The 25,519-nt window shown below is 62.5% G+C and carries 16 protein-coding genes; 2 read left to right on the top strand and 14 right to left on the bottom strand.

From position 1 onward, the window contains the following. Window positions 1-154 precede the first annotated feature (154 nt). Window positions 155-280 (top strand): hypothetical protein, encoded by a 126-nt coding sequence (locus HDC32_RS31970; protein WP_259242710.1) that lies wholly within the window; start codon window positions 155-157, stop codon window positions 278-280. On the opposite strand, the gene HDC32_RS03375 is transcribed toward HDC32_RS31970, so the two are convergent. The 11 genes from HDC32_RS03375 to HDC32_RS03325 form a co-directional block, all read right to left on the bottom strand. Further along, window positions 277-870, bottom strand: a complete 594-nt coding sequence (locus HDC32_RS03375; protein ID WP_131700575.1) for a glutathione S-transferase — start codon at window positions 868-870, stop codon at window positions 277-279. The genes HDC32_RS31970 and HDC32_RS03375 overlap by 4 nt on opposite strands. Further along, on the bottom strand, window positions 867-4,505 hold the full coding sequence (locus HDC32_RS03370; protein ID WP_184742506.1) for an AAA family ATPase: 3,639 nt from the start codon (window positions 4,503-4,505) through the stop codon (window positions 867-869). Before HDC32_RS03370 ends, HDC32_RS03375 begins: the two co-directional genes overlap by 4 nt. After that, a complete protein-coding gene (locus tag HDC32_RS03365) occupies window positions 4,502-5,743 on the bottom strand; it encodes an exonuclease SbcCD subunit D C-terminal domain-containing protein (RefSeq protein ID WP_131700577.1) in 1,242 nt (413 codons plus the stop codon). The genes HDC32_RS03370 and HDC32_RS03365 overlap by 4 nt, the downstream gene beginning before the upstream one ends. Before the next feature lie 106 nt (window positions 5,744-5,849). Further along, on the bottom strand, window positions 5,850-8,930 hold the full coding sequence (locus HDC32_RS03360) for a hypothetical protein (RefSeq protein WP_184742504.1): 3,081 nt from the start codon (window positions 8,928-8,930) through the stop codon (window positions 5,850-5,852). 272 nt (window positions 8,931-9,202) lie between these two features. Next, window positions 9,203-10,843, bottom strand: a complete 1,641-nt coding sequence (locus tag HDC32_RS03355) for a BatD family protein (protein WP_131700579.1) — start codon at window positions 10,841-10,843, stop codon at window positions 9,203-9,205. After that, window positions 10,840-12,579: a tetratricopeptide repeat protein gene (locus HDC32_RS03350; RefSeq protein WP_184742502.1), complete on the bottom strand. Its 1,740-nt coding sequence runs from the start codon at window positions 12,577-12,579 to the stop codon at window positions 10,840-10,842. The genes HDC32_RS03355 and HDC32_RS03350 overlap by 4 nt, the downstream gene beginning before the upstream one ends. Continuing rightward, on the bottom strand, window positions 12,576-13,664 hold the full coding sequence (locus HDC32_RS03345) for a VWA domain-containing protein (RefSeq protein WP_131700581.1): 1,089 nt from the start codon (window positions 13,662-13,664) through the stop codon (window positions 12,576-12,578). Before HDC32_RS03345 ends, HDC32_RS03350 begins: the two co-directional genes overlap by 4 nt. Next, window positions 13,657-14,151 carry a DUF4381 domain-containing protein gene (locus HDC32_RS03340; RefSeq protein WP_131700582.1) on the bottom strand — a complete coding sequence of 165 codons (495 nt, stop codon included), beginning with the start codon at window positions 14,149-14,151 and terminating at the stop codon, window positions 13,657-13,659. The genes HDC32_RS03345 and HDC32_RS03340 overlap by 8 nt, the downstream gene beginning before the upstream one ends. Beyond that, window positions 14,148-15,080, bottom strand: coding sequence for a DUF58 domain-containing protein (locus HDC32_RS03335; protein WP_131700583.1), 933 nt, complete (start codon window positions 15,078-15,080; stop codon window positions 14,148-14,150). The genes HDC32_RS03340 and HDC32_RS03335 overlap by 4 nt, the downstream gene beginning before the upstream one ends. A gap of 5 nt (window positions 15,081-15,085) precedes the next feature. Further along, window positions 15,086-16,045 carry an AAA family ATPase gene (locus HDC32_RS03330; RefSeq protein ID WP_003174327.1) on the bottom strand — a complete coding sequence of 320 codons (960 nt, stop codon included), beginning with the start codon at window positions 16,043-16,045 and terminating at the stop codon, window positions 15,086-15,088. 595 nt (window positions 16,046-16,640) lie between these two features. Then, the gene (locus HDC32_RS03325) at window positions 16,641-16,994 is read right to left on the bottom strand and encodes a hypothetical protein (protein WP_184742500.1); all 354 of its coding nucleotides are present in this window, start codon (window positions 16,992-16,994) and stop codon (window positions 16,641-16,643) included. A gap of 491 nt (window positions 16,995-17,485) precedes the next feature. Here HDC32_RS03325 and HDC32_RS03320 point away from each other — a divergent pair, with 491 nt between their 5' ends. Beyond that, window positions 17,486-22,354: an NAD-glutamate dehydrogenase gene (locus tag HDC32_RS03320; protein ID WP_131700585.1), complete on the top strand. Its 4,869-nt coding sequence runs from the start codon at window positions 17,486-17,488 to the stop codon at window positions 22,352-22,354. Window positions 22,355-22,423: 69 nt separating this feature from the next. On the opposite strand, the gene HDC32_RS03315 is transcribed toward HDC32_RS03320, so the two are convergent. The 3 genes from HDC32_RS03315 to HDC32_RS03305 form a co-directional block, all read right to left on the bottom strand. Continuing rightward, window positions 22,424-23,110 (bottom strand): GntR family transcriptional regulator, encoded by a 687-nt coding sequence (locus HDC32_RS03315; protein WP_184742498.1) that lies wholly within the window; start codon window positions 23,108-23,110, stop codon window positions 22,424-22,426. A gap of 17 nt (window positions 23,111-23,127) precedes the next feature. Then, complete coding sequence (locus HDC32_RS03310; RefSeq protein ID WP_131700587.1) at window positions 23,128-23,829, bottom strand: FadR/GntR family transcriptional regulator; 702 nt, start codon at window positions 23,827-23,829, stop codon at window positions 23,128-23,130. Between the two features lie 148 nt (window positions 23,830-23,977). Next, window positions 23,978-25,288, bottom strand: coding sequence for a C4-dicarboxylate transporter DctA (locus HDC32_RS03305; RefSeq protein ID WP_131700588.1), 1,311 nt, complete (start codon window positions 25,286-25,288; stop codon window positions 23,978-23,980). Window positions 25,289-25,519: the final 231 nt, after the last annotated feature.

Genomic DNA, 25,519 nt, shown 5'->3' with positions numbered 1-25,519 from the left:
ACACAAGCAGACGCCAAACCACTGGAACGTAAGCGCGCGTTCGAGTGGTTTGGCGTTTGTGTATCTGTCAAAGAAAAAAATGAGGTAGTGGCGTATTGCCATGTGTTTAAATTGACGCTTAAATATTGACGCCCTCTTTCATGGAATCGACAGCATGGCACTTCGACTCGCCGCACTTATCCTCGCCCTTTATTCCACCCCGATCCTGTCATCCGTGCAGTTGTCGGACGGCGAGCCGGAGATCGCCCGCGAGCGGTTGTTGAGCCTGATCGAAGGCTAAGCCTTCGCCATCACGCCGATAAACAGGGGGGATTGCAGGAAGTCTTCCAACCAGCGTTGCAACGCTTTGAACGGCGTACCGGCAAACCATTCGCGGTCCACGTGGGCAAACTGCCGTATAAACGGCGCAAGCGCCATGTCCGCCAGGCTAGGGTGGTCGGCCAGCAGATAGGCGTGTTGGGCCAGCAACCCCTCAAGCTTCTGCAAGAACACCTCGCCTTCGGCTCGATAGTGTTCCATCGGCTGCTCGGGGTAGCGTTCGGCGTACTTGTATCGATTCAAGTGATGTTTGAAGGTTGAATCGTTCTCGGCGATCAGCTCAAGTACCGCCGGATCTCCCTGCAATAACCAGTTATCCGGGTCGTGCCGGGCCAAGGCCCACCGCATGATCGCCAGGCTCTCGTCGATCACTTCGCCATCCACCACCAGCACCGGCACCGTGCCTTTGGGCGACAGCGCCAGCATCTCGGCCGGCTTGGCCTTGAGGCTCACCTCGACAATCCGCACCGCCACCCCCGAGTAGCGCAGCGCCAGGCGTGCGCGCATGGCATAGGGGCAGCGCCGGAACGAATACAGCAGCGCCTCGCTCACTTGACCTCCAGGGTGCTCAAGCCATTGCCCTGGCGCTTGACCTGGATCTGTACCGGGATGCGTTCGTGCATTTCCTGCACGTGGGAGATCACTGCCACTTTGCGCCCCTGGGCCTGCAACCCGTCGAGGGCGTCCATCGCCAATTGCAGGGACTCGGGGTCGAGGCTGCCGAAGCCTTCGTCGATAAACAGCGACTCGATCTTCAACGTGCTTGAGGCCATCGACGCCAGACCCAACGCCAGCGCCAGGGACACCAGGAACGTCTCGCCGCCGGACAACGAGTGCACCGAGCGCAGTTCATCGCCCATTTCCGTGTCCATCACCAGCAGGCCCAACATGCTGCCGCCGCGCTTGAGGCGGTAGCGGCGCACCAGTTGGCGCAGCTGCACGTTGGCGTGGTGCACCAGCAGGTCGAGGTTGTAGGCCTGGGCGATCTTGCGGAAGGTGTCGCCGCTGGCTGAGCCGATCAGCGCGTTCAGGCGCGCCCAGCGTTGCCACTCTTCATAGGCCTTGGTGATTTGCTCGGCCAGGGCACTGTTGGCGTCCTGGCGACGCTGGTCTTCGGACTGGCGCGCGCGCAGTTCGGCGCAGTGTTTCTCGCCCTCGGCCAATTGTTGATTGAGCGCGGCCAGGGCGCCATCGAGTTGTTCGGCGTCCAGGTTGCCGTTGTGCAGGGCCTGGTGTTCGGCGAGGCGTTGTTCGCGCTCTTGCAGCAACACCTTGGCTTGCTCGACGGCTTTTTCGCTGCTGTGCAGATGCTGGCGCAGCGCGCTGATGTGCGCGTCATCGAAAGCCAGCAGACGCGCCAGGCCCTCGTCATCCAGTTCGGGGTGCAGGGCGCGCCATTCGTTGGTACGGGCCTCGAGGGTGTGCTGTTCGGCTTCGAAGGATTGCTGGCGCTCCTGGTGGGCCTTGAGGTCGGCGGCCAGTTGGATCAGCTGGTTGCGGATGTCCTGCAACTGTAGGTTGGCGTCGGCCTCGCGCTGGCGTGACTGCACCACGGCCTGTTCCAACTGCTGCTGCCAGTGTTCGGCGCTGGCGTGCTCGCCCAGCAAGGCACTGAGTTTTTCCTGGGCGGCCTGTTGCTGCGCTGCCAGTTCGGTAAATTGCTGGTTCAGGGCGTCGAGTTGCTGTTGGCGATGCAGCTGATGGGTGTGCTCTTTCTCGATGGCCTGCTGGCGTTCCTGCTGCTCGGCGAGCTCATCCTTCTGGTGACCCAGCTGTTCAAGGCGTTGGCTGACCTGCTGGTCCAACTGCATAAAGGTCGCCGCCGGGTCGCTGCGCAAGCCTTCCAGTGTGTCGGCGGGCAACAGGTGGGCAAAGGCGGTGATTTCTTCGTCGAGACGTTCACGGTCGTTGGACAGCTCGCGCTGCTGGTCCACCAGCAATTGGCGCGCCTGCTGGCTCGCGTCCTGGGCGGCTTGCAGTTGCTGCTGCAAGCGCCCGGCGTTTTGCTGCAGGTTGAGCAGGGCGCCCTGGCGTTGTTCGTCCTGGGTGATGCTTTGGGTCAGTTGGCTGAGTTGCTGGGCCAACCAATGGCTGCGTTTGCTTTGGTCTTGGTTGAACAGCGAGGCCGCCAGCGGATGGGCGTCCAGGCTGGGTTTGAGCGCTTGCTGCTGGGTGGCCAGTTGCTCCTGTTGTTGCAGGAACTCCTTCTGTTGGGCAATCAAGCCACCGACTTCGCCGCGCAACTCGGTGAGTTTTTCCTTGAGGGTATCAACGGTATTCTGCGCCGCTGCTTCTTCCTGGTCGTCGTGGCGTCCAAGGCTTTGCAGCAGGGCTTCGGGCTGGTGATACGGATGCTCGTGGCTGCCGCACACCGGGCAGGGCTGGCCGTCCTGCAATTGCTCGCGCAGTTCCTCGACGCTGGCGCTGCGCGCCAGGCGCTGGCGTTCCAGCACCTGCTTGGTCACCGCCAAGGTCTGTTCGGCGACGGTAAGTTCGGCTTTGGTTTGCAGGCCGGTCTGGTTCAGTTGTTCGCGCTGCTGCGCGGCATCGACGAGCTTTTGCGCGACGGCAGCGGCTTGCTGGTCCAACTGCTGCTGGCTGTCCCACAGGCGAGTCAGGTCTTCGAAGGCGCGTTGCTGCTTGCGATTGTCTTGCAGCAGGCTGGCCAGCAGCTGGACCTGCTCGGCCACGGCGTGCGGCTCGGCACCGGCTTCCTGGTACAGCAGGTCCAGCGCGTCACGTTGTTGGGCGAATTTTTCCGCGGCGGTCGTGGCACGTTGTTCCAGTTGCGGCAGTTCGGCCTGGCCTTTCTTCAGGCGATTACCGATCAGCATCAGTTGTTGCAGGCGATCGCGGTAGGCGTTCCAAGCCTCGCTGAGCGGGGCGAGGGCGCTGCTGCGTTCAAGTTCGGCGGCCAGGCGTTGCAGGCGTTCGGCAACGTGGGTGTGCTTGGCCTGTAAGCCTTGGAGCAGCGTCTGGCCTTCGGCGCAGGCGGCTTCGTGTTGCTGCTTATCCTCGCTGCGCTTGGCCAGGTCCTTGGTCAAGTGGGCGAGGGTGTTCTGTTCGGCGAAGGCCTGGTGCAGCAGCGGGGCGGCGTCGGTCTGTTGCTTCACGGCATCGGCCAAAGCGGCTTGGGCTGAGGCCTGCTGTTGCAGGGCCTGTTCCTGACGAGTCTGCAACTCGGCCTGTTGCTCGATATGCGCCTGAATTTGCGTAGCCAGCGGCGTGAGCAAGGTGTCGAGTTCTGCCAGGCGCGCAAACTGATGTCGTTGCGGCGCCAGTTGGTCCAGGCGGCTCAGGTCTTGGCGCTGTGCCCCCTGGCTGTCCCACTCCGCTTGCGCGCGCTGCAACTGTTCGGTGGCATTGCGCTGGCGGTCCTGCCATTCGCGCAATTCCTTGAGCCAGGTGTGCTGCAATTCCAGCTGCTTGAGCTGCGCCTGCTGGGTCTTGAGCTGTTGCTGGGCCGCGTCGAATTGCTCGTCCAGTTCGGCGCGCGCTTCAGGGGCCAGGGGCACCACGCCGGTGGCCTGGTCCTGCAAGTGTTTGTGCGCGTCTTTGGCCTCCTTGGCCTTATCGAACGCGCGGCGGCCGAGCTGGGTGTACAGCGCGGTGTCGGTGAGCTTTTCCAGCAGTTCGCTGCGTTCGTTGTCATTGGCCTTGAGGAAGGCGCTGAACTCACTCTGGGCCAGCAGCACGGCGCGGGTGAACTGCTCGAAGTTCAGGCCCAGGGCCAATTCCAGCTGGGTCTTGTATTCGGTCTTCTGGCTGGCCAGCAGTTGGTCGCTGTCCAGGTCGATCAGGCTTTGCCGACTGTTCTGCAACTTGCCGCTGGCCTTGTCGCGGGCGCGATTGGCTTCCCAGCGCGCACGGTAGCGACGGCCGCTGACGCCGACAAAGTCAACTTCGGCATAACCGCCACCGGTGCCGCGACGGATCAGGGTGCGTGGGTCGCCGATGGAAATATCGCTGTCGGCATCCGGCATCTTGGCCTGGCCGGTATCGCCCAGGCGTGGCACGGCGCCAAACAGCGCCAGGCACAGGGCATCCAGCAGGGTACTTTTACCGGCGCCGGTCGGCCCGGTAATGGCGAACAGTCCGGCGCTGGCCAGGGGCTCTGCGGTAAAGTCGATCTCGAACGGCCCGGCCAGGGACGCGAGGTTTTTCAGGCGGATGGCGAGGATCTTCATGGCTGTTCACCTGCCTGTTGCACTTCCTGGAGCAGCACGGCGAAATCCTTCAAGGTCTGTTCATCCACTTCACTGCCGTAGCTGTCCTGCCAGGCGCGGCTGAACAGCTCCTGGGGCGTGAGCTGGTCGAGTTCGATCAGGCGCTCATCATCGGTGGTGTCGCTGCCACGTTTGCCGGCGTACTCGGCAGCGATGCGCACCAGGCGCACCGCCTTGCCTTGCAGGGCGGTTTCGATCTGTTGGCGCAGGTCCGGTTGCGGCTCGTCGAGGCGCACGCGCACTTCCAGCCAGGGGTGGCGCTGGGTTTCGGCGAGCAGGTCGATATCGGGCAAGTCCGCCAGGGCCTTGAGGATGTCGGCCAGGGGCGCGGCTTCCAAGCGTTGCAGGTTGACCGAACGGGGAATCAGCAGCGGTTCGACGCTGACCAATCGTTCGCCCTGGAACGTCACGTCGAGAATCTGGTGCTTATAGCCAATTTCGGAAAACGACAGCGGAATCGGCGAACCGCTGTAGCGAATGCGCTCCTCGCCATTGACCTTTTGCGGCTTGTGCAAATGGCCGAGGGCAACATAGCCGATACTTTTGTCGAACAGTTTGGCCGGCAGCGCCTCGGCATTGCCGATGATCAGGCTGCGCTCGGAGTCTTCCGACACTGAGCCACCGGCCATGTGCGCATGGCTGATGGCAATCAGCGCCTGGCCTTTTTTACGCTTGGCGTTAGCCGCGGCGATCAACCATTCATGCACCTGGCCAATGCCGTGCAGGTAATCATCGCCCAGGTGCGCACCGGTAACTTCCGCCGGGCGCAGGAACGGCAGCGCCAGGCACCACGCGGCGACCTTGCCCTTGGCATCCGGCAGGGGAATCAGCAGGCGTTCGGCGTCCAGCTGGCCGTCGTCCAGCCATAGCACGCGGCCCAGCGCATGGGTGCGCAGGCGCCGCATCAACGGCGCGGGCAGTTCGATCCGCGAGCCGGAGTCGTGGTTGCCGGCAATCATCACAATGGTCAGTTTCGGGTTTTGTTCGTGGGCGCTGATGATGAAGTCATACAGCCGCTCCTGGGCCTTGAGCGGCGGGTTGACGGTGTCGAAGATGTCGCCGGCGATCAACAGCACATCGGGATGCTGGGCCGCGATCTGGCGCAGCAGCCACTCGAGGAAGCAGGCGTGTTCGAAGTCGCGTTCCTGGCCGTGGAGGTTTTGGCCAAGGTGCCAGTCGGAGGTGTGGAACAGACGCAAGGCGAACTCCGTGGGGAAGCTGAAAAGGGGGGAGTTTACCTGTAAACCTGGAGGAGAGGGCTGATCGTTCCCGGGCGAGGTGGGAACGATCAGTTGTTTCACTTAGTTACCGTTCCTTCATCGTGACATGCCCGATGTAGAAGTCATTCCCGTCGCCACTGGAGATCGTGTTGTGTAGACCAAGCTTTACCGACCCTGTGACCGGCGCGGTATAGACACCAGTGCCGGTGCGCCAGATCGTCTGTCTTTGTGTGTTCACGGCTGAGCCGATAGCGCTGCCACTGACGGTGAGATAGATATTGGTTGCGTTTGCGCCCGTGGCTCGTATCGCGCGCAGTGAAAAGCTCAAGTCATAGGTCTTGTTGGCTTGTACCTGGACTGTATACGCGATGACCGGCCCGGAAAAGTTGTAAGGCCCGTCGGTATACGAGCCAATCCCAAGCCCTACGCCTTCATTGGCGATGTTGTTTGTGTCTCGGTATTGTCCATCTGGGCTCCAGCCGTGCCAGCTGCCGGTAGTGAAAGGCCATTCCATCGACAGCTTGCTCCGCTGCACAACGGTGTATGTCGTGATCGGAAAGGTGACGATGCTCTCGGCATCCAGGGTGCCATCGAACGTTGCCTGGAACTTCACATGGATGGGACTGTTGTTGGGGATCGACTCCAGCCAACTGCGCGGTACTGGCAGGTTGTGCAACCCATTCGCCGCCTCCGCTGAGGTAAGCGGGTGCGCCGTCAACAGGTTCAAGTCATCTACGCCTGCGCTGCTGCAGGTCAGCCACACCCAATCGCCCGCCGCACTCAGGGGCCACTTGGCCACGGCGGCGGTCGCATCGCCGGCAATGGTGTTGAGGTTCAGCGTTCCGCCGGGGGCGATGTCGTTGATCCTTGGAAAGGGAAGTGGATTGGGCGTCAGCTCATCAAACGCCAGTACCCGCAAGTCCAGTATCTCGGAGTTTGTGAGGGCACCCTGGCGGTGGACGCTATAGCCCACTCTGAGTACCTGCCCCAGATGAGCCGCGATATTCCTGCCGGAGGCATAGAAATCAACATACCCCAAGGACGGGTCGCCGGGCTTCGGTTTGATGGCCGGTATCGCGAAACCGGGCTTGCCGAACAGGAAGACGGTGATGTCATCGGTATAAAGCATCGGCGCATACCTCACGCGGATGGTGAATACCGCCGCTTGATCGATATGCAACGGATTCATCTGCGCACTCGTCGGGCCTGTCTTCGTGGCCTCCAGCACTTCAGGTACATCCAAGGTCAGCATGGCACCGACTTTCATCACGACGGCATGGGATAATCGCGTGCGCGCACCCGGACGGGTGAGGGTGTAGTAAATGCGCGCCGATCCGTTGAGATTGGCCAGAACATACTGGCGCTGGACGTTAAATGGCAGATCGCGGCCAACCCAGTGCGGCAATACCTGGAAGATGATGGGGGGCGCACTGCCGCCGCTGGCGCTACCTTCGAAGTACAAGGTGATGATGTCATCTTCTTGTATATCGGTGTGTGCCCGGACCAGGATGTGTGCGTCACCGCTCGACTGGTCTGGATCGAACACATACTCGGGGGGCGGTGCCTGTTCCACGAATGGTTCAGGCAACGAAGCCTGGGGTAATCCGACATCGAGCAGCAGATCCTGCGAGGGACGAGTTCCTTGGGCGTTAGTGGCGGTATAAGAAAGCCTGAGGGTACCGCCTTCGAGTTTGGCGATATCGCCGTTGACCCCGTTCGCCAACCGGAAGGTGATAGGCCCTTCGCCGGCCGCTTTGTAAACCTCGCGGTAATACCGCGAACCGTTGGCATACACGCCAACCAGGAACAGAGTGACCAGGTCGAAAGGATCCTGGCCTGTGTATTCGTCAATTCTCACGGTGACATATGCCGATTCCGGCGGCAGGGTGACGCCGTCCGGCGCCTCATCCACGCGAGGTGCTGGCAAGCTGATGTTGATCGGTGTGCCGGTGACCTGCACGATAGTCGTGTGCGAGCGCCGGTTTGGAACGCCAGCGCGTATGCGCTCATAGGACAATTGCACACGCCCGCCCACCAGTGGCGCAAAATCCTCGAACGGGAAGGGGATGCGGGCATTGCGCCCGGTGACGGTGACGCGGTGTTCGTAGTAGGTGGTGACGCTCGCCCCCTGCGCATTGCGGCCAATAGCCCTGACCCGAATCAGATCGCCGACCACATAGTCAAAGCGATGAACGGAGACTTCGATGGTGGCGTCTGCCCCCATCTGCTCGTCCACATCAAGGACGTCCGCAGGTGCTTCGTAGATGTAGCACTCAGGCAGCAGCGGTTCGGCGCCATCATCCAGCTCGACCTCGATCAGCACCGCCGGTGACCAGCCTGGGGAATAGTTACCCACCTCATCGACGACTTCGTACTCGCAGACGTGTGAGCCGCTGCCGATCTGCGCCCAGGTGCCCGCATACACCCAGATTACAATCGGCTCGCGGCCGGCCGCCTCGCCTTCGGTGACCCGGTGGTTGAGGATAAATCCGCCAATGCTCAGGCGAATGCGGTCCCGCACCGTGCGGTGGGTGTTGGCGGGCCTGTTGATGTCGAGGGGGTAGAAGGGAATTGTCACCTTCACCCCCAGACCGGCTGCTGTTTCATCGACGAAGTCGGTATCCGGCTCGGGCGCGCCAAGGTTGGAATGCCACGGTTCGCTAGGTATCGGATCCGGCCCGGCAGGCGCTACAGTGTCGATTTTGAGCCTGAAGCGGCGAGTCTCCTCCGTTCCACCAAGCACTCGCGTAACCCGGAAAAAAACCGGTTCCACGGGGCCGTCTGTAAACCGTGTACGGGGGATGTACAACGGGATCTGAATGCCCTTGTCGGCTTGTTCCTTGGTCACCGTGTGAGTCGCTACGGGCGTGATGACATCGCGGTAGAACAGCTCGATGAAATCCAGTTGCGTCATGTCCAGATAGGGCAACAGGATGCACAGCAGACCCTCGTCGCGATGGTTGTCCAGGGCGGCCAAGTTGATCCCACCGTCGAAGCCGACCACAGGCGTGGTCATGCCGGGGATGTAGAGTGGGAGCTCGGAAAACGGCACGGGGGCATGGTATTCGGGGGTGGTCAGGTCGAAAAAGTCGTCAGACCCAGGTTCAGGATGTAAGGGCGAGCGTACGGCAGGCAACCGCGGGTTGGAGAGCTGTTCTTGATCCATGATCAGGCGTCCTGTGAGTAGCGAAATGACCCGTACCGGCGAGTGACGCGCGGCAGGTCGTACACAGGATTTAGCGTCAAATAGATGCGATTCAGCACCTGTCAGAGTTAACAGTAGCGACGAGTGGGCAGTCATTAATGGAAGACGTCTGTCGATGCCCACACGCAGGCACGGGGCGACGCACATCAACATGCAGCAGATTTTTTACTGACAGACCGCCTTCGTGGGCAAGCTCGCTCCCACGGGGTTGCGTGGCGTGGGCTGAATCCAGCTTATTTGGGGTACAGCGGCGGCAGGCTGGTGGTATCGGTTGCCGGGTCCAGCTCACGCTCGGTCATCGGGATGGCCTTGATCGCGCGCCACAGGTCTTCGCCCAGCCAGTACTGGCCACTCTCGCTGTACAGCGCGCCATTGAGCCCATCCAACGCATCCGACAACGGCACAAACCGCGCCGCCATATCCGCCAGGGTTTCCGGCTGTTGCCGCGCCCAGGCATCCAGCGCCTGGCGCGTGGCCTGGGGGTCGTTGGCCTGGGTGGCGCGCTTGAGGTCGTCGAGCAAGGTGCGTGGGCTCGGGCCGGTTTGCGCAGCGCGTAGTACCGCCGGTTGCCAACGGGCACGCCACCACAGGCCGAAGCCCAGCAGGGTGGTGCAGGCCAGGATCAGTGTGCTGAGTTGCCACAACCACAGGCGGCTGTCGTCCGGCGCGGTGATGATGGTCGGGGTGGCCGGCGTGTCCACCGCCAGGCTGGGGTTGTTGGCCACTTGCAGGGTGCGGGCCGGTAGGCTGGTGCGCTCCAGGTGGTCTTCGTGGGTGTTCCACCACACCACCTCGACGGCGGGCAGTTCCAGGGCGCCGACACGGTTGGGCACCAGGGCCTCGCGGTCTTCGCGACTGCCGATCAGGCCACGGTCACTGGTCTGGTTACCGAGCACCGGCTGGTCCGGGTAGCGGCGCAGGCCGTTGATGTCGGTGCTGGGCAAGGCCGGCAGTTGGGCGCTGGACAGGCCCTCGGCCTTGACGGTCAGGCTGCGGGTCAGGGAGTCGCCGACTTGTACATGCTCAGGCTCCGGGTTCCAGCTCTCGTTCAAGGTGAGGCTGCGGGCCGGCAACCAAGGGGCGTCGACGGGGTACAGCGCCGGCTTGGGCTTGACCACCAGTGGCAGCGCCGCCGAACTCACGTGGATCAGTTTGCCGGGCTTGGTGCCTTGCAGCGTATTTTCCTGGGGCGGACGCGACTCCACCAGGGTGGCGCTGAAGGTCTGCGAGGGAATCTCCAGGGTGCCGCTGTGTTGCGGGTAGATCGCGTAGCGGGTTTCGATCACGCCATGGCGGATGCTGTTGATGACCTTTTCGTAGGTGCGCGACTCGCCCAACTGCTCCACGCGCGCATCGGGAATCTGTAGCGGCGTGAGGCTGCTGTCGTCGTACAGCGACACCGAGTGGTACACGCGCACGGTCAACAATGCCTGGGCCTGCACATAGACGCTGGTCTGGTCGAGGTTGGCTTCGACAAACACCGGCGCCAGCTCGGCGTTGGTGTCCTGGCTGGTGGTTTCCAGCACTTGCAGGCTGATCGGCTGGGTCGTGTATTCGCCCACTTGCAACGGCGGAATCACCACCGTGCCGTTTTCCTTGGGCAGCAGGGTAATGATCCAGCGTGTGGTCGCATGGTTATCGCCACCCAGCGTCGTAAGTTGGTTGAGCTGGCGTGTGCCGCTGACTTCGAACTGCGCATCCAGGGGCGACAGGTCGGGCTTGCCGAACTGGGTGACATCGGTGGATTCCACCGTCAGTTCCACCGTTTCCCCGGAATTGAGGCGGTTGCGGTCGACGCTGGCGACCAGGCTGGCCGCCTGGGCGTGGCCTGCCGACAACGCGAGCAGAAGCAGAAGGGTGGTGCGGCGGCTCATCGAGTCTTGTCCTGATGCTGTTGCTGTTCGTACCAGAATTTGCGTCGCAGCAGTTCGCCGGGGTTGTCCGGGATCTCCTGCAGCCATTGCTCCAGGGCCTGGCGGTGTTCACCGTCGAGGTTGGCGTCGGTGGGACGCAGCGGCGGGGTGGTGGTTTGCTCATCGCCCAACTCGCTGCCCGGCACGTCGTTGCCGCCGGCGTGCGGCGGGGTGCCGGCCTGGGTATCGCCGCTGCCGGCTTCGCCCTGGCCCTGGGACGACTGTTCGCCACCTGTGGCATTTTGCCCAGTGGCGCCCGGTTGCGCAGTTTGGCCGGGTTGGGTGGTTTCGTCATCCTCGTTTTTTGCAGGCTTCTCAGGCTCGGGTTCTGCCTGTTCCTGGATCAGCGCTTCTACCAGGGCCTTGTTTTTCAGCGCCGGTTGCAGGTCGGGCTGGGCTTCCAGGGCTTGTTCGTAGGCGTCGATGGCTGCTTCGAGTTCACCTGACCTGGCCAGGGCGTTGCCGCGATTGTAGTGGGAGTAGGCGTCATTACCCTCGGCGAACCGCTTGATGGCCTCGGCATAGTTGCCGGCCTCATACAGGGCGACGCCTTGCCACTGCGGGTCCTGGAAGTGCTCTGCGGCCTCGGCGGGGCGTTTCTTTTTGAGCAGGTATTGGCCCTGCTGGTCCGCACGCAGCCACAAATCCTGGAATTCAAAGGCATAGCTGGGTTGCGGCGCGCCCAGAAGCAGCAGTGGTAAAAAGAACAACCAGCCGCGCCGCCCGGCGCAGGCGGCCAGCAGCAACAGCGGCAGCAGCAGCCAGTAACCCTGGTCGGCCCAGGTGTCGAGGTGCTGCAACTGGCCATCGTTGCGCAGGGCTTGGGGCGGGTCCAGCACGCCGAGCTGGCGCAGGTCTTTATCGTCCAGGCGCGCGGCGCGGTAACGGCCGCCCATTTCGCTGGCGAAGGCCTTGAGTGTCGGGCTGTCGAGGCGGGGTACCAGGATCGCGCCTTGCTCGTCCTTGAGGAATTCACCGCTTTCCTGGGTCACCGGTGTGCCTTCACGGCTGCCGATGCCCAGGATCGACAGGCTCGGCGCCTGGTTGCCTTGCAGCAGCAGGCGAATGCCCTGGCGTTCCTGTTTTGACAACGAGGAGCCGACCAGCAGCAGGCGACCCTGACCCAGACCGCCGTGCTTGAGCAGCTCCAGGGCTTTCTCCACGGCGAGGTCGGCGCGGTGGCCGGACTCCGGCATGATCGAGGGGCGCAGGGCGTCGAGCAGGTTGCGGCTGGTGGCCAGGTCGTCCGACAGCGGCACGAGGGTGTGGGCGCTACCGGCATACACGACGATGGCGGTTTGCGCGTCGCTGCGCGCCTGCAACAAGTCGAAGAGCTTGCGCCGTGCCTGTTCGAGGCGGTTGGGCGGGCTGTCGGTGGCGAGCATTTCCGGGGTCAGCTCGAGCAGCACCACCAATGGGTCGGAGGGTTTCTGGCTGGTTTGTTCAACCCGTTGCCAACTGGGACCCAGCAACGCCAGCACGGCCAGCAGCCAAGCGAGGCCCAGCAACACCCACGGCGACTTGCTTTCGCGCCCGTTGCCGCCGCTGAGCAGCACGGCGTGAAAGGCCGGCGGCAGGATCATCTGCCAGCGTCCGGCGCGCTTCTGCCGGTGCCACAGTTGCCACAGCAACCAGCCGAGCAGCGGCAGCAGCAACAGCCACCAGGGGCGGAACCAGTGCGGCCACAGGGCGATCATCGACGCCTCCGCAAACGCAGGCGTTTAAGACGCTGGCGCCATTCCGGATGCTGTTGCAGGAAGATCCCCTTGCTCGACAGTTTGTTGTACGCGCGTTGCAGTGCGTTGTTCGGCCAGCGTTCCTGGATCACCAGCAACATGCTCAGGATCAGCGCCAGGGCCAACGGTCCGCTGTACAGCGCCTGCGCCGGGCGTGCCTGGGTGGGTTGCTGTTCGACGGGCTCAAGCTTGTCCAATGTTTGCTTGATCGCTTCCAGCTCTTGGCCATCGCGGGCACGGAAGTATTGGCCTGCGGTGGCTTCAGCGATGGCCTTGAGTGCCGGCTCGTCGAGATCCAGGCTCGGGTTGACGCCCAGGATACCCAGGGAACCGGTTTGTTCAGGGTCGGCGCCGATGCCGATGGGGTAGATCTTCACCCCTTCTTCGGCCGCCAGGCGCGCGGCGGTCAGCGGGTCGATCTGCCCGGCGTTGTTGGCGCCATCGGTGACCAGCACCAGTACACGGCTTTGCGCAGGCCGCTGGCGCAGGCGTTTCAGCGCCAGGCCTATGGCATCGCCAATGGCGGTGTTCTTGCCGGCGATGCCGATGCGCGCTTCATCCAGCCAAGTGCGCACGGTGCGCCGGTCGAAGGTCAGTGGCGCTTGCAGGTAGGCCTGGCTGCCGAACAGGATCAGGCCCACGCGGTCGCCTTCGCGGCCTTCAAGGAAGTCGCCGAGCAGATGCTTGACCAGGTTCAGGCGACTCACGTCTTCGCCCTGCCAGTGCATATCGGGAAAGTCCATGGAGCCGGACACGTCCACCGCCACCAGCAAGTCGCGGCCGCTGGCGGCAATCGGCAGCGGTTCGCCGAGCCATTCCGGGCGCGCAGCGGCGGTCAGCAGCAGCAGCCACAGCACCACGAAGGGCGCCTGTTGGCGCCAGCCCGGCAGGTTGACCCGTGCACGGCGGCCCGCAAGGCTTTCGAGGTCGCCGAGGTAGCTGACTTTCAGCGCCGGCTCGCCGCTGTCGGCCGCCGGGAGGATAAAACGCATCAACCAGGGGAGCGGCAACAGGGCGAAGATCCACGGCCAGGCGAACTCAAACATGTTTGCGAATCCAGGTATCGACGGCTTGGGTCAGGCCGGCGATAGCTTTGTCGTCGAGCTTGCATTCGGGTTTATAGGCGCCTTCGACCAATACCATCCAGCGCGTGAGGCCGGCGGCCGGGCAGCGGTTGTCGAGGAATGCCAGCCATTTGCGGCCGTTGAGGGTATGGCTTTGGCTATAGGGGTAGTCGTTGCGGCACAGGCGCTTGAGCAAGCCGTTGAGCTGTTGCAGCCAGGCCCCGGCGGGGGCGCCGTCGTAAGGCTTGGGCATCAATGCAAGCTCGGCCAGCGCGGCGATGCGCAAAGGGTCCAGCGGTTGTTCGGCGCGGGTCATGGGGCGTCGAGTCGGCAGCAAACGGCGCAGCGACCATAGGCCCCAGCCCAGCAGCGGGATCATCAGCAACAGCAACCACCAGCCCGGCGCAGGGGGCCAGAAGCCAATGGGCGGCGGGGCGATCAGCGGTTGCAGTTGGTCGAGGCTGCTCATTGCTTTTTAACCGGGCGTTGCGGGTTGAGGTATTCGCGCAGTTGTTCGACCATTTCGCTCTGGGTGCTCAGGGGCATCAGCAGGATTCGCAGTTTCTGCGCGAGCAGTTCCCAGCGGGCGATGCGCGCTTCGGCCTGGGCCTTGTAGGCCTGGCGCAAGTCGAAGTTCAGGGTGTCCAGTTCCAGCTGCGCGCCCCGTTCGGCAAAGCGCAGCAGCCCGGCGGCGGGCAGGGCGTGGTCCAGCGGGTCGGAGATCGGCAACAGCAGCAAGTCGCAATGGCGTGACAGCAGGCTCAATTGTTGCTCGGCACCTTCGGTGAGGGCGCGCTCGTCGCAGATCACAATCACCAGGCTGCCGGGGCGCAGCACTTCGCGGCCACGGCGCAGGGCCATGCCCAGGGCGTCGGCCTCCGGGCGGCTTTCGGTGTCCAGGCTCTGGTTGACGCGCACCAAACGGTTGAGCAATTGCAGCAGGCTCTGCTTGCTGCGTCGCGGCTTGATTTCGTAGTGCTCGTTGTCGCCGAACACCAGCCCGCCGACGCGGTCGTTGTGGCCCAGGGCCGCCCAGCCGATCAGGCTGGCGGCTTGAGCGGCGAGTACTGACTTGAACATCTGCCCCGAGCCGAAAAACAGCCGGCAGCTTTGCTCCACCATGATGAAGATCGGCCGTTCGCGCTCTTCGTGGAACAGCTTGGTGTGCGGCTCCTGGGTGCGCGCCGTCACGCGCCAGTCGATGGTGCGCACATCGTCGCCGGCCTGGTACACGCGCACCTGGTCAAAGTCGACACCGCGCCCGCGCAGCTTGGAGTGGTGCAGGCCGATCAGCGGGCTGCGCTGGCTTGGCGTGGAAAACAGCTGCACTTCGCGCACGCGGTGGCGCATCTCGATCAGTTCGCTGAGCGTGACGCGCACCCCATCGCTGGCGTTCATCGACTTCAAGCGACGGCAACGACGTCGAGAATGCGTTGCACCACACGGTCCTGGTCAATCCCGGCCGCTTCGGCTTCGAACGACAGGATGATGCGATGGCGCAGTACGTCGAACAGCACCGCCTGGATATCCTCCGGGCTGACAAAGTCGCGGCCGGCCAGCCAGGCATGGGCGCGTGCGCAGCGGTCCAGGGCGATGGAGCCACGCGGGCTGGCACCGTAGGCGATCCACTCGGCCATTTCCGGGTCGAACTTGGCCGGGGTGCGCGTGGCCATGACCAGTTGCACCAGGTATTCCTCCACCGCATCGGCCATGTACAGGCCGAGGATTTCCTTGCGCGCGGCAAAGATCGCCTGCTGGCTGACCCGGCGCTCGGGCTTGGTTTCACCGTTGAGGGCTTCGCCACGCGCCTGTTGCAGGATGCGCCGTTCGACGGCCGCGTCGGGGAAGCCGATCTTGACGTGCATCAGGAAACGGTCGAGCTGGGCTTCGGGCAGCGGGTAGGTGCCTTCCTGCTCGATGGGGTTTTGAGTGGCCATCACCAGAAACAGCGGAGACAGGTCGTAGGTACTGCGCCCGACGCTGACCTGGCGTTCGGCCATGGCCTCCAGCAGGGCTGATTGCACCTTGGCCGGGGCGCGGTTGATTTCGTCCGCCAGCACCAGGTTGTGGAAGATCGGCCCTTGCTGGAATACGAAACTGCCGGTTTCCGGGCGATAGATCTCGGTGCCGGTGATGTCCGCGGGCAACAGGTCGGGGGTGAACTGGATACGATGGAACTGCGCTTCGATGCCTTCGGCCAGCTCTTTGATCGCCTTGGTCTTGGCCAGGCCCGGCGCGCCTTCCACCAGCATATGGCCGTCGGCAAGCAGGGCGATCAGCAGGCGATCGATGAGTTTTTCCTGGCCGAGAATCTGCGTAGAAAGAAAGGTTCGCAGCGCGAGCAGCGCTTCACGATGTTCCATCGATGACGGTTCCTGGAGAGATGAGCCTGTGCGTCATGTAACAAACGACAGCCTGGGGCGCCTACTTTAATGCATGGCAGGGGGTGGCGACTAACGGCGCGCGGGGTATTTTTAGCAAAACTTGTAGGAAAATTGTGTGAGAGGCACAAATGGCGGTGAGCAGGCATGCCCGCTCACCGCCTTTGCTTCAAGGGCAGGGCACCCCGCCGCGTCCGTCACTCACGGCGACGCCGACTGTGGTGCGGGTATCGCCGACCACGGCATACACCTTGCTCGCAATCCACGGGGCGGTGCAGTCGCCGACCGGAGGCGCGTCAGGGGCTTTGATGATCATGTGTAGTAGCGGTCCTGTCGATGCCGGCGCAGGGCTTCTACATCCCCCTGCGTGCGGGTCTTGGTCGGCGTTATCAGCGGCTTGATGTTGGGCACGTGGTGCTGGAAGGTGCTGGAGGGATCGACACGGTCCTGAAGATTTCGCGACCTGGATCCGTCGTCTTTGATCAGCTAAGGCTTAAAACACGGGGCCGGGTACTGTTAGAAATAACAGTGGCGACCAACGGTCAAGCACCGTCGTTGCTGGCTGCGCAACTGCGATTCAGGTGCGGATGTAGGTGCCGGTGCCCTTGAGAATGTTCTGCAGGGTTTGTTCCACTTCTGCCATATCCGCCGTGGCGGTGGCGTGGGTTATCTCCAGTTGGTCCTTGCCACCCAGGGCATCGGCATCGCCTGCGGCCAGTTCGACCCGCATGGTTGTGTCCCCCAGGGTGACTTTCAAGCCGTCCAGGGTCGAAGGCTCGTAGTCCCAGGTCAGCTCCACTTCGTCTTCGTCGGGGTAGCGGGTCAGCATGAACATCTCGCCGTTCTTGCCGTGGCAGCAGAGCATGGCCATGTTGTCTTCTTCGTCGTCGCACGGGGTGGCCATCAGGGCGTCGGTTTTCAGTTGCAGCATGGGGAATCCTGTCTGGGGTAGGGCGTTGCGTAGGCAATTGTGCCATTGCGGCGAATTTTGTGCTGCTTCCTGTGTCAGACCCAACGCATGACCTGACGGGCAATACCAGTCATTTTCGGTACTCGTGGCGGGGGAAATAGCCGGTTTTTCTACCGGGAATTCCGGGTTGCCCAAGACGCAACCCCAACCCTGCGTACCGATGACCGAATATGTCGCAGCATCGCAAGCAGCTGGCTTCCCACACTCGTTAAGCTGCGCAACGGATGTGCATGTGCCAGGCGCCTGACCTGCCCGTCGTACCGTCACCCGGCAAGGTGCGCATCTTATGGACGTTGTATGTGACCTGACTGTCTTGTCCAGCTTCACCCACCTGTCACCCTGATTCGTTTATGGTGCTTAACTCGTTACCTGCGAACAGAGTTGACGGTCTCCCCACCAGGGGATAACACGCGACGCTTCCATCAATAACAAGCCCAAGCGGAGTACCACAGATGGCGTTCTTCACCGCAGCCAGCAAGGCCGACTTCCAGCATCAACTGCAAGCGGCACTGGCGCAGCACATCAGTGAACAGGCACTGCCACAAGTGGCGCTGTTCGCTGAACAATTCTTCGGCATCATTTCCCTGGATGAACTGACCCAGCGTCGCCTTTCCGACCTGGCCGGTTGCACCCTGTCTGCCTGGCGCCTGCTTGAGCGCTTTGATCACACCCAACCGCAAGTGCGGGTCTACAACCCCGATTACGAACGTCATGGCTGGCAATCGACCCACACCGCGGTCGAAGTGCTGCACCATGACCTGCCATTCCTGGTGGACTCGGTACGCACCGAGCTGAACCGCCGTGGCTACAGCATCCACACCCTGCAGACCACCGTGCTCAGCGCGCGCCGTGGCAGCAAGGGCGAGTTGCTGGAAATCCTGCCCAAGGGCACCCAGGGCGAAGGCATCCAGCAAGAATCGCTGATGTACCTGGAAATCGACCGCTGTGCCAACGCTGCCGAACTCAACGTGCTGAGCAAAGAGCTTGAGCAGGTACTGGGCGAAGTGCGCGTGGCCGTGGCCGATTTCGAACCGATGAAGGCCAAGGTCCAGGAGCTGCTCGACGGTATCGACGCCAGCCCGTTCGGCATCGACGGCGAAGAGAAAGCCGAGATCAAGAACTTCCTGGAATGGCTGGTGGGCAACCACTTCACCTTCCTCGGCTATGAAGAGTTTGTGGTACGTGACGAGGCGGAAGGCGGTCATATCGAATATGACGCCAGCTCGTTCCTCGGTCTGACCAAACTGCTGCGCGCCGGCCTGACCGCCGACGACCTGCGCATCGAAGACTACGCCGTGTCGTACCTGCGCGAGCCGACCGTGCTGTCGTTCGCCAAGGCCGCGCACCCAAGCCGCGTCCACCGCCCGGCTTACCCGGACTATGTGTCGATCCGCCAGATCGATGCCGACGGCAAGGTGATCAAGGAATGCCGCTTCATGGGCCTCTACACCTCTTCGGTGTATGGCGAAAGCGTGCGCGTCATCCCTTATATCCGCCGCAAGGTCGCGGAGATCGAACGCCGTTCGGGCTTCCAGGCCAAGGCGCACCTGGGCAAGGAGCTTGCCCAGGTCGTTGAAGTGCTGCCCCGTGACGACCTGTTCCAGACCCCGGTCGACGAGCTGTTCAGCACCGTGATGTCGATCGTGCAGATCCAGGAACGCAACAAGATCCGCGTGTTCCTGCGCAAAGACCCGTACGGTCGTTTCTGCTACTGCCTGGCCTACGTGCCGCGCGACATCTATTCCACCGAAGTGCGCCAGAAGATCCAGCAAGTGCTGATGGATCGCCTGAAAGCCTCGGACTGCGAATTCTGGACCTTCTTCTCCGAATCCGTGCTGGCGCGCGTGCAGCTGATTCTGCGGGTCGACCCGAAGAACCGCCTAGACATCGACACGCTGCAACTGGAAAAAGAAGTGGTGCAGGCCTGCCGCAGTTGGCAGGACGACTACTCCAGCCTGGTAGTGGAAAGCTTCGGCGAAGCCCACGGCACCAACGTGCTGGCGGATTTTCCGAAAGGCTTCCCGGCCGGTTACCGCGAGCGCTTCGCTGCGCATTCGGCTGTGGTCGACATGCAGCACCTGCTCAGCCTCACCGAAGCCAATCCGCTGGTGATGAGCTTCTATCAGCCGCTGGGCCAGGTGTCCGGCCAGCGTGAGCTGCATTGCAAGCTTTACCACGCGGATACCCCGCTGGCGCTGTCCGACGTGTTGCCGATCCTGGAAAACCTTGGCCTGCGCGTGCTGGGTGAATTCCCGTACCGCCTGCGCCATGCCAACGGCCGCGAGTTCTGGATCCATGATTTCGCGTTCATCGCCGCCGAAGGCGTGAACCTGGATATCCAGCAGCTCAACGACACCCTGCAGGACGCGTTCGTGCACATCGTGCATGGCGACGCCGAAAACGATGCGTTCAACCGCCTGGTGCTCACCGCCGGCCTGCCATGGCGCGACGTCGCGCTGCTGCGTGCCTACGCCCGTTACCTGAAGCAGATCCGCCTGGGCTTCGACCTCGGCTACATCGCCAGCACCCTGAACAACCACACCGACATCGCCCGCGAGTTGACCCGGTTGTTCAAGACCCGCTTCTACCTGGCGCGCAAGCTCACCGCCGATGACCTGGAAGACAAGCAGCAACGCCTGGAACAAGCGATTCTCACGGCCCTGGACGACGTCCAGGTGCTCAACGAAGACCGCATCCTGCGTCGCTACCTGGACCTGATCAAGGCCACCCTGCGCACCAACTTCTACCAGACCGACGCCAACGGCCAGAACAAGTCGTACTTCAGCTTCAAGTTCGACCCGCGCGCCATCCCCGAGCTGCCCAAGCCGGTGCCGAAGTTTGAAATCTTCGTCTACTCGCCGCGTGTCGAAGGCGTGCACCTGCGCTTTGGCAACGTTGCCCGTGGCGGCCTGCGCTGGTCCGACCGTGAAGAAGACTTCCGTACCGAAGTGCTCGGCCTGGTAAAAGCCCAGCAAGTGAAGAACTCGGTGATCGTGCCGGTGGGCGCCAAGGGCGGCTTCCTGCCGCGTCGCCTGCCACTGGGCGGCAGCCGTGACGAGATCGCGGCCGAGGGCATCGCCTGCTACCGCATCTTCATTTCCGGCCTGTTGGACATCACCGACAACCTCAAGGACGGCGCCCTGGTGCCGCCGGCCAACGTCGTGCGCCATGACGACGATGACCCGTACCTGGTGGTGGCAGCGGACAAGGGCACGGCGACCTTCTCCGACATCGCCAACGGCATCGCCATCGACTATGGCTTCTGGCTGGGCGATGCGTTCGCCTCCGGTGGTTCCGCCGGTTACGACCACAAGAAAATGGGCATCACCGCCAAGGGCGCGTGGGTCGGTGTGCAGCGTCACTTCCGTGAGCGCGGCATCAACGTGCAGGAAGACAGCATCACCGTGGTGGGCGTCGGCGATATGGCCGGTGACGTGTTCGGTAACGGCTTGTTGATGTCCGACAAGCTGCAACTGGTCGCGGCCTTCAACCACCTGCATATCTTCATCGACCCGAACCCGAACCCGGCCACCAGCTTCGTCGAGCGCCAGCGCATGTTCGAGCTGCCGCGTTCGGCCTGGACCGACTACGACACCAGCATCATGTCCGAAGGCGGCGGTATCTTCTCGCGCAGCGCGAAGAGCATTGCCATCTCGCCACAGATGAAGGAACGCTTCGACATTTCGGCCGACAAGCTGACCCCGACCGAACTGCTGAACGCCTTGCTCAAGGCGCCGGTGGACCTGTTGTGGAACGGCGGTATCGGTACCTACGTCAAGGCCAGTACCGAAAGCCATGCCGATGTAGGCGACAAGGCCAACGACGCGCTGCGCGTCAACGGCAACGAGTTGCGCTGCAAGGTAGTGGGCGAGGGCGGTAACCTCGGCATGACCCAGCTGGGTCGTGTGGAGTTCGGCCTCAATGGCGGCGGCTCCAACACCGACTTCATCGACAACGCCGGTGGTGTGGACTGCTCCGACCACGAAGTGAACATCAAGATCCTGCTCAACGAAGTGGTGCAGGCCGGTGACATGACCGACAAGCAACGCAACCAGTTGCTGGCGAGCATGACCGACGAAGTCGGCAGCCTGGTGTTGGGCAACAACTACAAGCAGACCCAGGCCCTGTCCCTGGCTGCACGCCGTGCCTACGAGCGTGCTGCCGAGTACAAGCGCCTGATGAGCGACCTGGAAGGCCGTGGCAAGCTGGACCGCGCCATCGAGTACCTGCCGACCGAGGAGCAGCTCACCGAGCGCGCCGCGACCGGCAAGGGCCTGACCCGTCCGGAGCTGTCGGTGCTGATTTCCTACAGCAAGATCGACCTCAAGGAAGCGCTGCTCAAGTCGCTGGTACCGGATGACGAATACCTCACCCGTGACATGGAGACTGCGTTCCCACCGAGCCTGGTGGCCAAGTTCGGCGAGGCCATGCGCCGCCATCGCCTGAAGCGCGAGATCGTCAGCACCCAGATCGCCAACGACCTGGTCAACCACATGGGCATCACCTTCGTTCAGCGACTCAAGGAGTCGACCGGCATGAGCCCGGCGAACGTGGCTGGTGCTTATGTGATCGTGCGCGACATCTTCCACCTCCCGCACTGGTTCCGTCAGATCGAAGCCCTGGACCACCAGGTCTCCGCTGACGTGCAATTGCAGTTGATGGATGAGCTGATGCGCCTGGGCCGTCGCGCCACGCGCTGGTTCCTGCGCAGCCGTCGCAACGAGCAGGACGCCGGCCGTGACACCGCGCACTTCGGTCCGCACCTGGCTGCGTTGGGCCTCAAGCTCGACGAACTGCTGGAAGGTCCGACCCGCGAAGGCTGGCAGACCCGCTACCAGGCCTACACCGAAGCCGGTGTACCGGAGTTGTTGGCGCGCATGGTTGCAGGCACTACTCACCTGTACACCTTGCTGCCGATCATCGAAGCCGCCGACGTCACCGGGCACGACGCCGCCGAAGTGGCCAGGGCCTACTTCGCCGTCGGCAGCGCCCTGGACCTGCCGTGGTACCTGCAGCAGATCAGCGATCTGCCCGTGGCCAACAACTGGCAGGCCCAGGCTCGTGAAGCGTTCCGCGACGATGTGGACTGGCAGCAACGGGCGATCACCATTTCCGTCCTGCAAATGGCCGACGCGCCACAAGACATGGAAGCCCGCGTGGCCCTGTGGCTTGAGCAGCACAAGGACATGGCTGATCGTTGGGTCGCAATGATGGTGGAAATTCGTGCTGCGGTCGGCACGGACTACGCCATGTACGCGGTGGCCAACCGTGAGTTGCTGGACTTGGCGTTGAGTGGTCAGTCGGTGCTGCAACCGGCTTGATGCCTGGGTGAAACCAATGTGGGAGGGGGCAAGCCCCCTCCCACATTTGGATATTTACTTATCTGGATATCAGTGGTGTTTGAGTAATTTGCTTTCCAGGTGATCCAGGTGCTGAGTCATCAGGGCCACTGCGGTGCTTGAGTCGCGTTGTTCAATCGCATCCACAATCGCCACATGCTCCTGCCACGCGCAATACGTGCAGGCTTTTGCTTCGAATTGGGCAATGATCAACGACGTCAACGGCACCAGGCTGTTGATGAACTGCGCCAACGGCGCGTTGCCCGCCATCTGCGCCAATTGCAGGTGAAACTCCCCTGACAATCGAATCGCCGGCCCTCGCTGGTTGCGTTCAATACAGTCGCGTTCCCGTGCTATCAGCTCGCGCAGCTTGCGTATATGCGCGGATGTTGCCTGGGCGCAGGCCAATTGCACCACCGTGATTTCGGTCATGCGCCGTGCTTCCAGGATCTGCCGCGCCTGCTGGGCATCCGGCGCCGCCACCTGGGCCCTCTGGTTGGGACGCAGAATGACCACTTGCTGATGGGACAGCTTGGCCAGCACCCGACGAATCACGCTGCGACTGACGCCAAAGCTTTCGCCCAGGCCTTCTTCGGTAAAGCGACTGGACGGGGCGATGCGTTGTTCGAGGATCGCGTCGAACAACCGTGGGTAGATGTCATCCACCGAAGGCTTTTTACCGGCCACCAGGCGCAGGGTCGGCAGGAAGGGGTCGTGTTGCAGGGCGTGAGCGGTCATGGCCGGTCTCCAAAAAATCAACTGCCCAGGTGGTCGTCCGGGATGTTCAAGTGAATGCCCATGCGCAGGCCTTCCTGGAGGATGTGCCGACGCATCTCGGCGCTGGCCAGGGCGCTGTTCTTGTTGCGGATGGCGCGGACCACCGCTTCATTTTCCTGCAGGCGTTCCGCCAGGTGCTCGGGGGAGTTGCGCAGTACCTGGGCGCTTTGCTTGAGGGCGTTGCTGGTTTGCTGAACCACGTTCTGGAAGATCGGGTTGGAGGTGAGCGCGAACAGTTCTTCGTGAAAATCGAGGTAGGCGTTCATGCCGGCTTCGGCGTCACCGGCATCCAGGGCCTCGCGCATGTCCATCAGGGTCAGGCGCAATTGGCCGACTTCCTTGCTGCTGATGGACTGGGCCACCAGGCCGACGATAAAGGGTTCGAGGGTGTAGCGCAGTTGAAGGATGTCTTCGAGACTGGCGTCGGCCACGGCGTCGCTCGATTGCGGTTCGCTGACGCTGGTTTCCAGCACAACCACGCCTTTGCCGGGCATGGAGCGCACCAGGCCGAGGGTTTCGAGCACGATGACCGCTTCACGCAGGCTGGGGCGGCTGATGCCCATCTGTTCGGCCAGTTCGCGCTGGCCGGGCAACATTTCGCCCCGGCGCCACTGACCCCGCGCCAGGGCGGCGCGGAGTTTTTCTACGACTGAATTGACGACGGTTGAGGTGCTGATCACGTCGATACTTCCTTAATGTTGCTAATACAGTCATGTGGGAGGGGGCTTGCCCTCGATGGCGGTGGATCAGTTACAGATAGATCAACTGACCGTCCTCATCGGGGGCAAGCCCCCTCCCACATTAGCCAGTGTTGCCCATGAGACAGCGTTAGAACTCCTGGTGCGCCGGCACTACCGGCTTCTTGGCCTGGAAGGCATAGCCTTGCTGGCCGTCGAGCACCTTGTTGGCGCGTTGGATATCGATGTCTTTTTCCCAGCGGGCAATGGCCACGGTGGCCACGCAGTTGCCGATCAGGTTGGTCAAGGCGCGACCGATGCCCATGAACCAATCCACTGCCAATACCAGCACCAAACCGACCACCGGAATCGCCGGGATCGCCGTGAGCGTTGCCGCCAGGATCACCAGCGCCGAGCCGGGAATCCCATGGGCGCCCTTGGAGGTGATCAACGACACCAGCAGGATGGTCATCAGGTCGGTCATCGACAGCGGTGTACCGGTGGCGTTGGCGATAAACACGATGGCCAGGGTCAGGTAGATCGAGAAACCGTCGAGGTTGAATGAATACCCGGTGGGAATCACCAGGCCCACGGTGGAGCTGCCAATGCCCAGGTGTTCGAGTTTGCGCATGACCTGCGGCAGCACGGCATCGGAGGAGGCGGTGCCCATCACGATCAGCAACTCTTCGCGCAGGTACTTGAGCAGCGGCAGCATGCGCAGCCCAGACACGCGCATCACTACGCCGAGGATCAGTGCGACGAAGGCGAAGCAGGTCAGGTAGAACAGGCCCACCAGGCTCCCCAAGTGTTGCAGGGAGTCCAGCCCGTAGGTGCTGGTGGTGAAGGCGATCGCACCAAACACGCCGATGGGCGCCAGGCGCACGATCATGCCCATGATGCGGAAAATCACGTGGCTCAGTTCATTGATCAGCCGAGTGATACCGGAAGCCGCTTCGCCCACCAGGTTCAACGCGCTGCCGAACAGTACCGAAAACAGCAGCACTTGCAGCACATTGTTGTCGGCAAAGGCGCCGATCACCGAGTTGGGAATCAGGTCCATCAGGAACTGGCTGGTGCCCTTGATGTGCTGACCCTTGTCGGCCAGTTCATTGAGGCCGGCGGAGGACAGCTGTTCCAGATGGATATTGGCGCCCGTGCCGATCCCGGTGCTGAAGGCCATGATCAGGCCGATCACCAGGGCGATGGTGGTGAGCACTTCGAAGTAGATCACCGACTTGAGGCCGATGCGCCCGACCTTCTTCAAGTCGCCGGCCCCGGAAATACCACTGACCACCACGCAGAACACGATCAGGCCGATCAGCATCTTGATCAGCTTGATAAAGCCGTCACCCAGGGGCTTGAGTTGCGAGGAGAATTCGGGAAGGGCCAGGCCGCACACGATGCCGAGCATCAGGCCAATCACGACTTGCAGGAAAATCGAACGCGAGCACCATCTGAGCATGGGAGAGATCTCTATTCGGTGCCCCGGTGGTTCCGGGGCTTAATTGTTGTGGTCATACCGGTAAGTCCAGTGCGTGGCCAGTCTAGGCCAGGTATTTTTGAAATCACAAGTAATAATTCGCCGGTTGGCAGGTTGCGGTCTGACCAGTTGGTCGAGAAGGTTGATGCTTGAGCGGTTGGCGGCGCACAAATTTTTTCGCTTATCATCCGCCGCCTGGCACATGAGGTGATG

The sequence above is a fragment of the Pseudomonas sp. JAI120 genome (assembly GCF_014207255.1).
Lineage (GTDB): Bacteria > Pseudomonadota > Gammaproteobacteria > Pseudomonadales > Pseudomonadaceae > Aquipseudomonas.
Note: the sequence above shows the minus strand (reverse complement) of the source record. Positions and strands in the feature narration are given on the sequence as shown.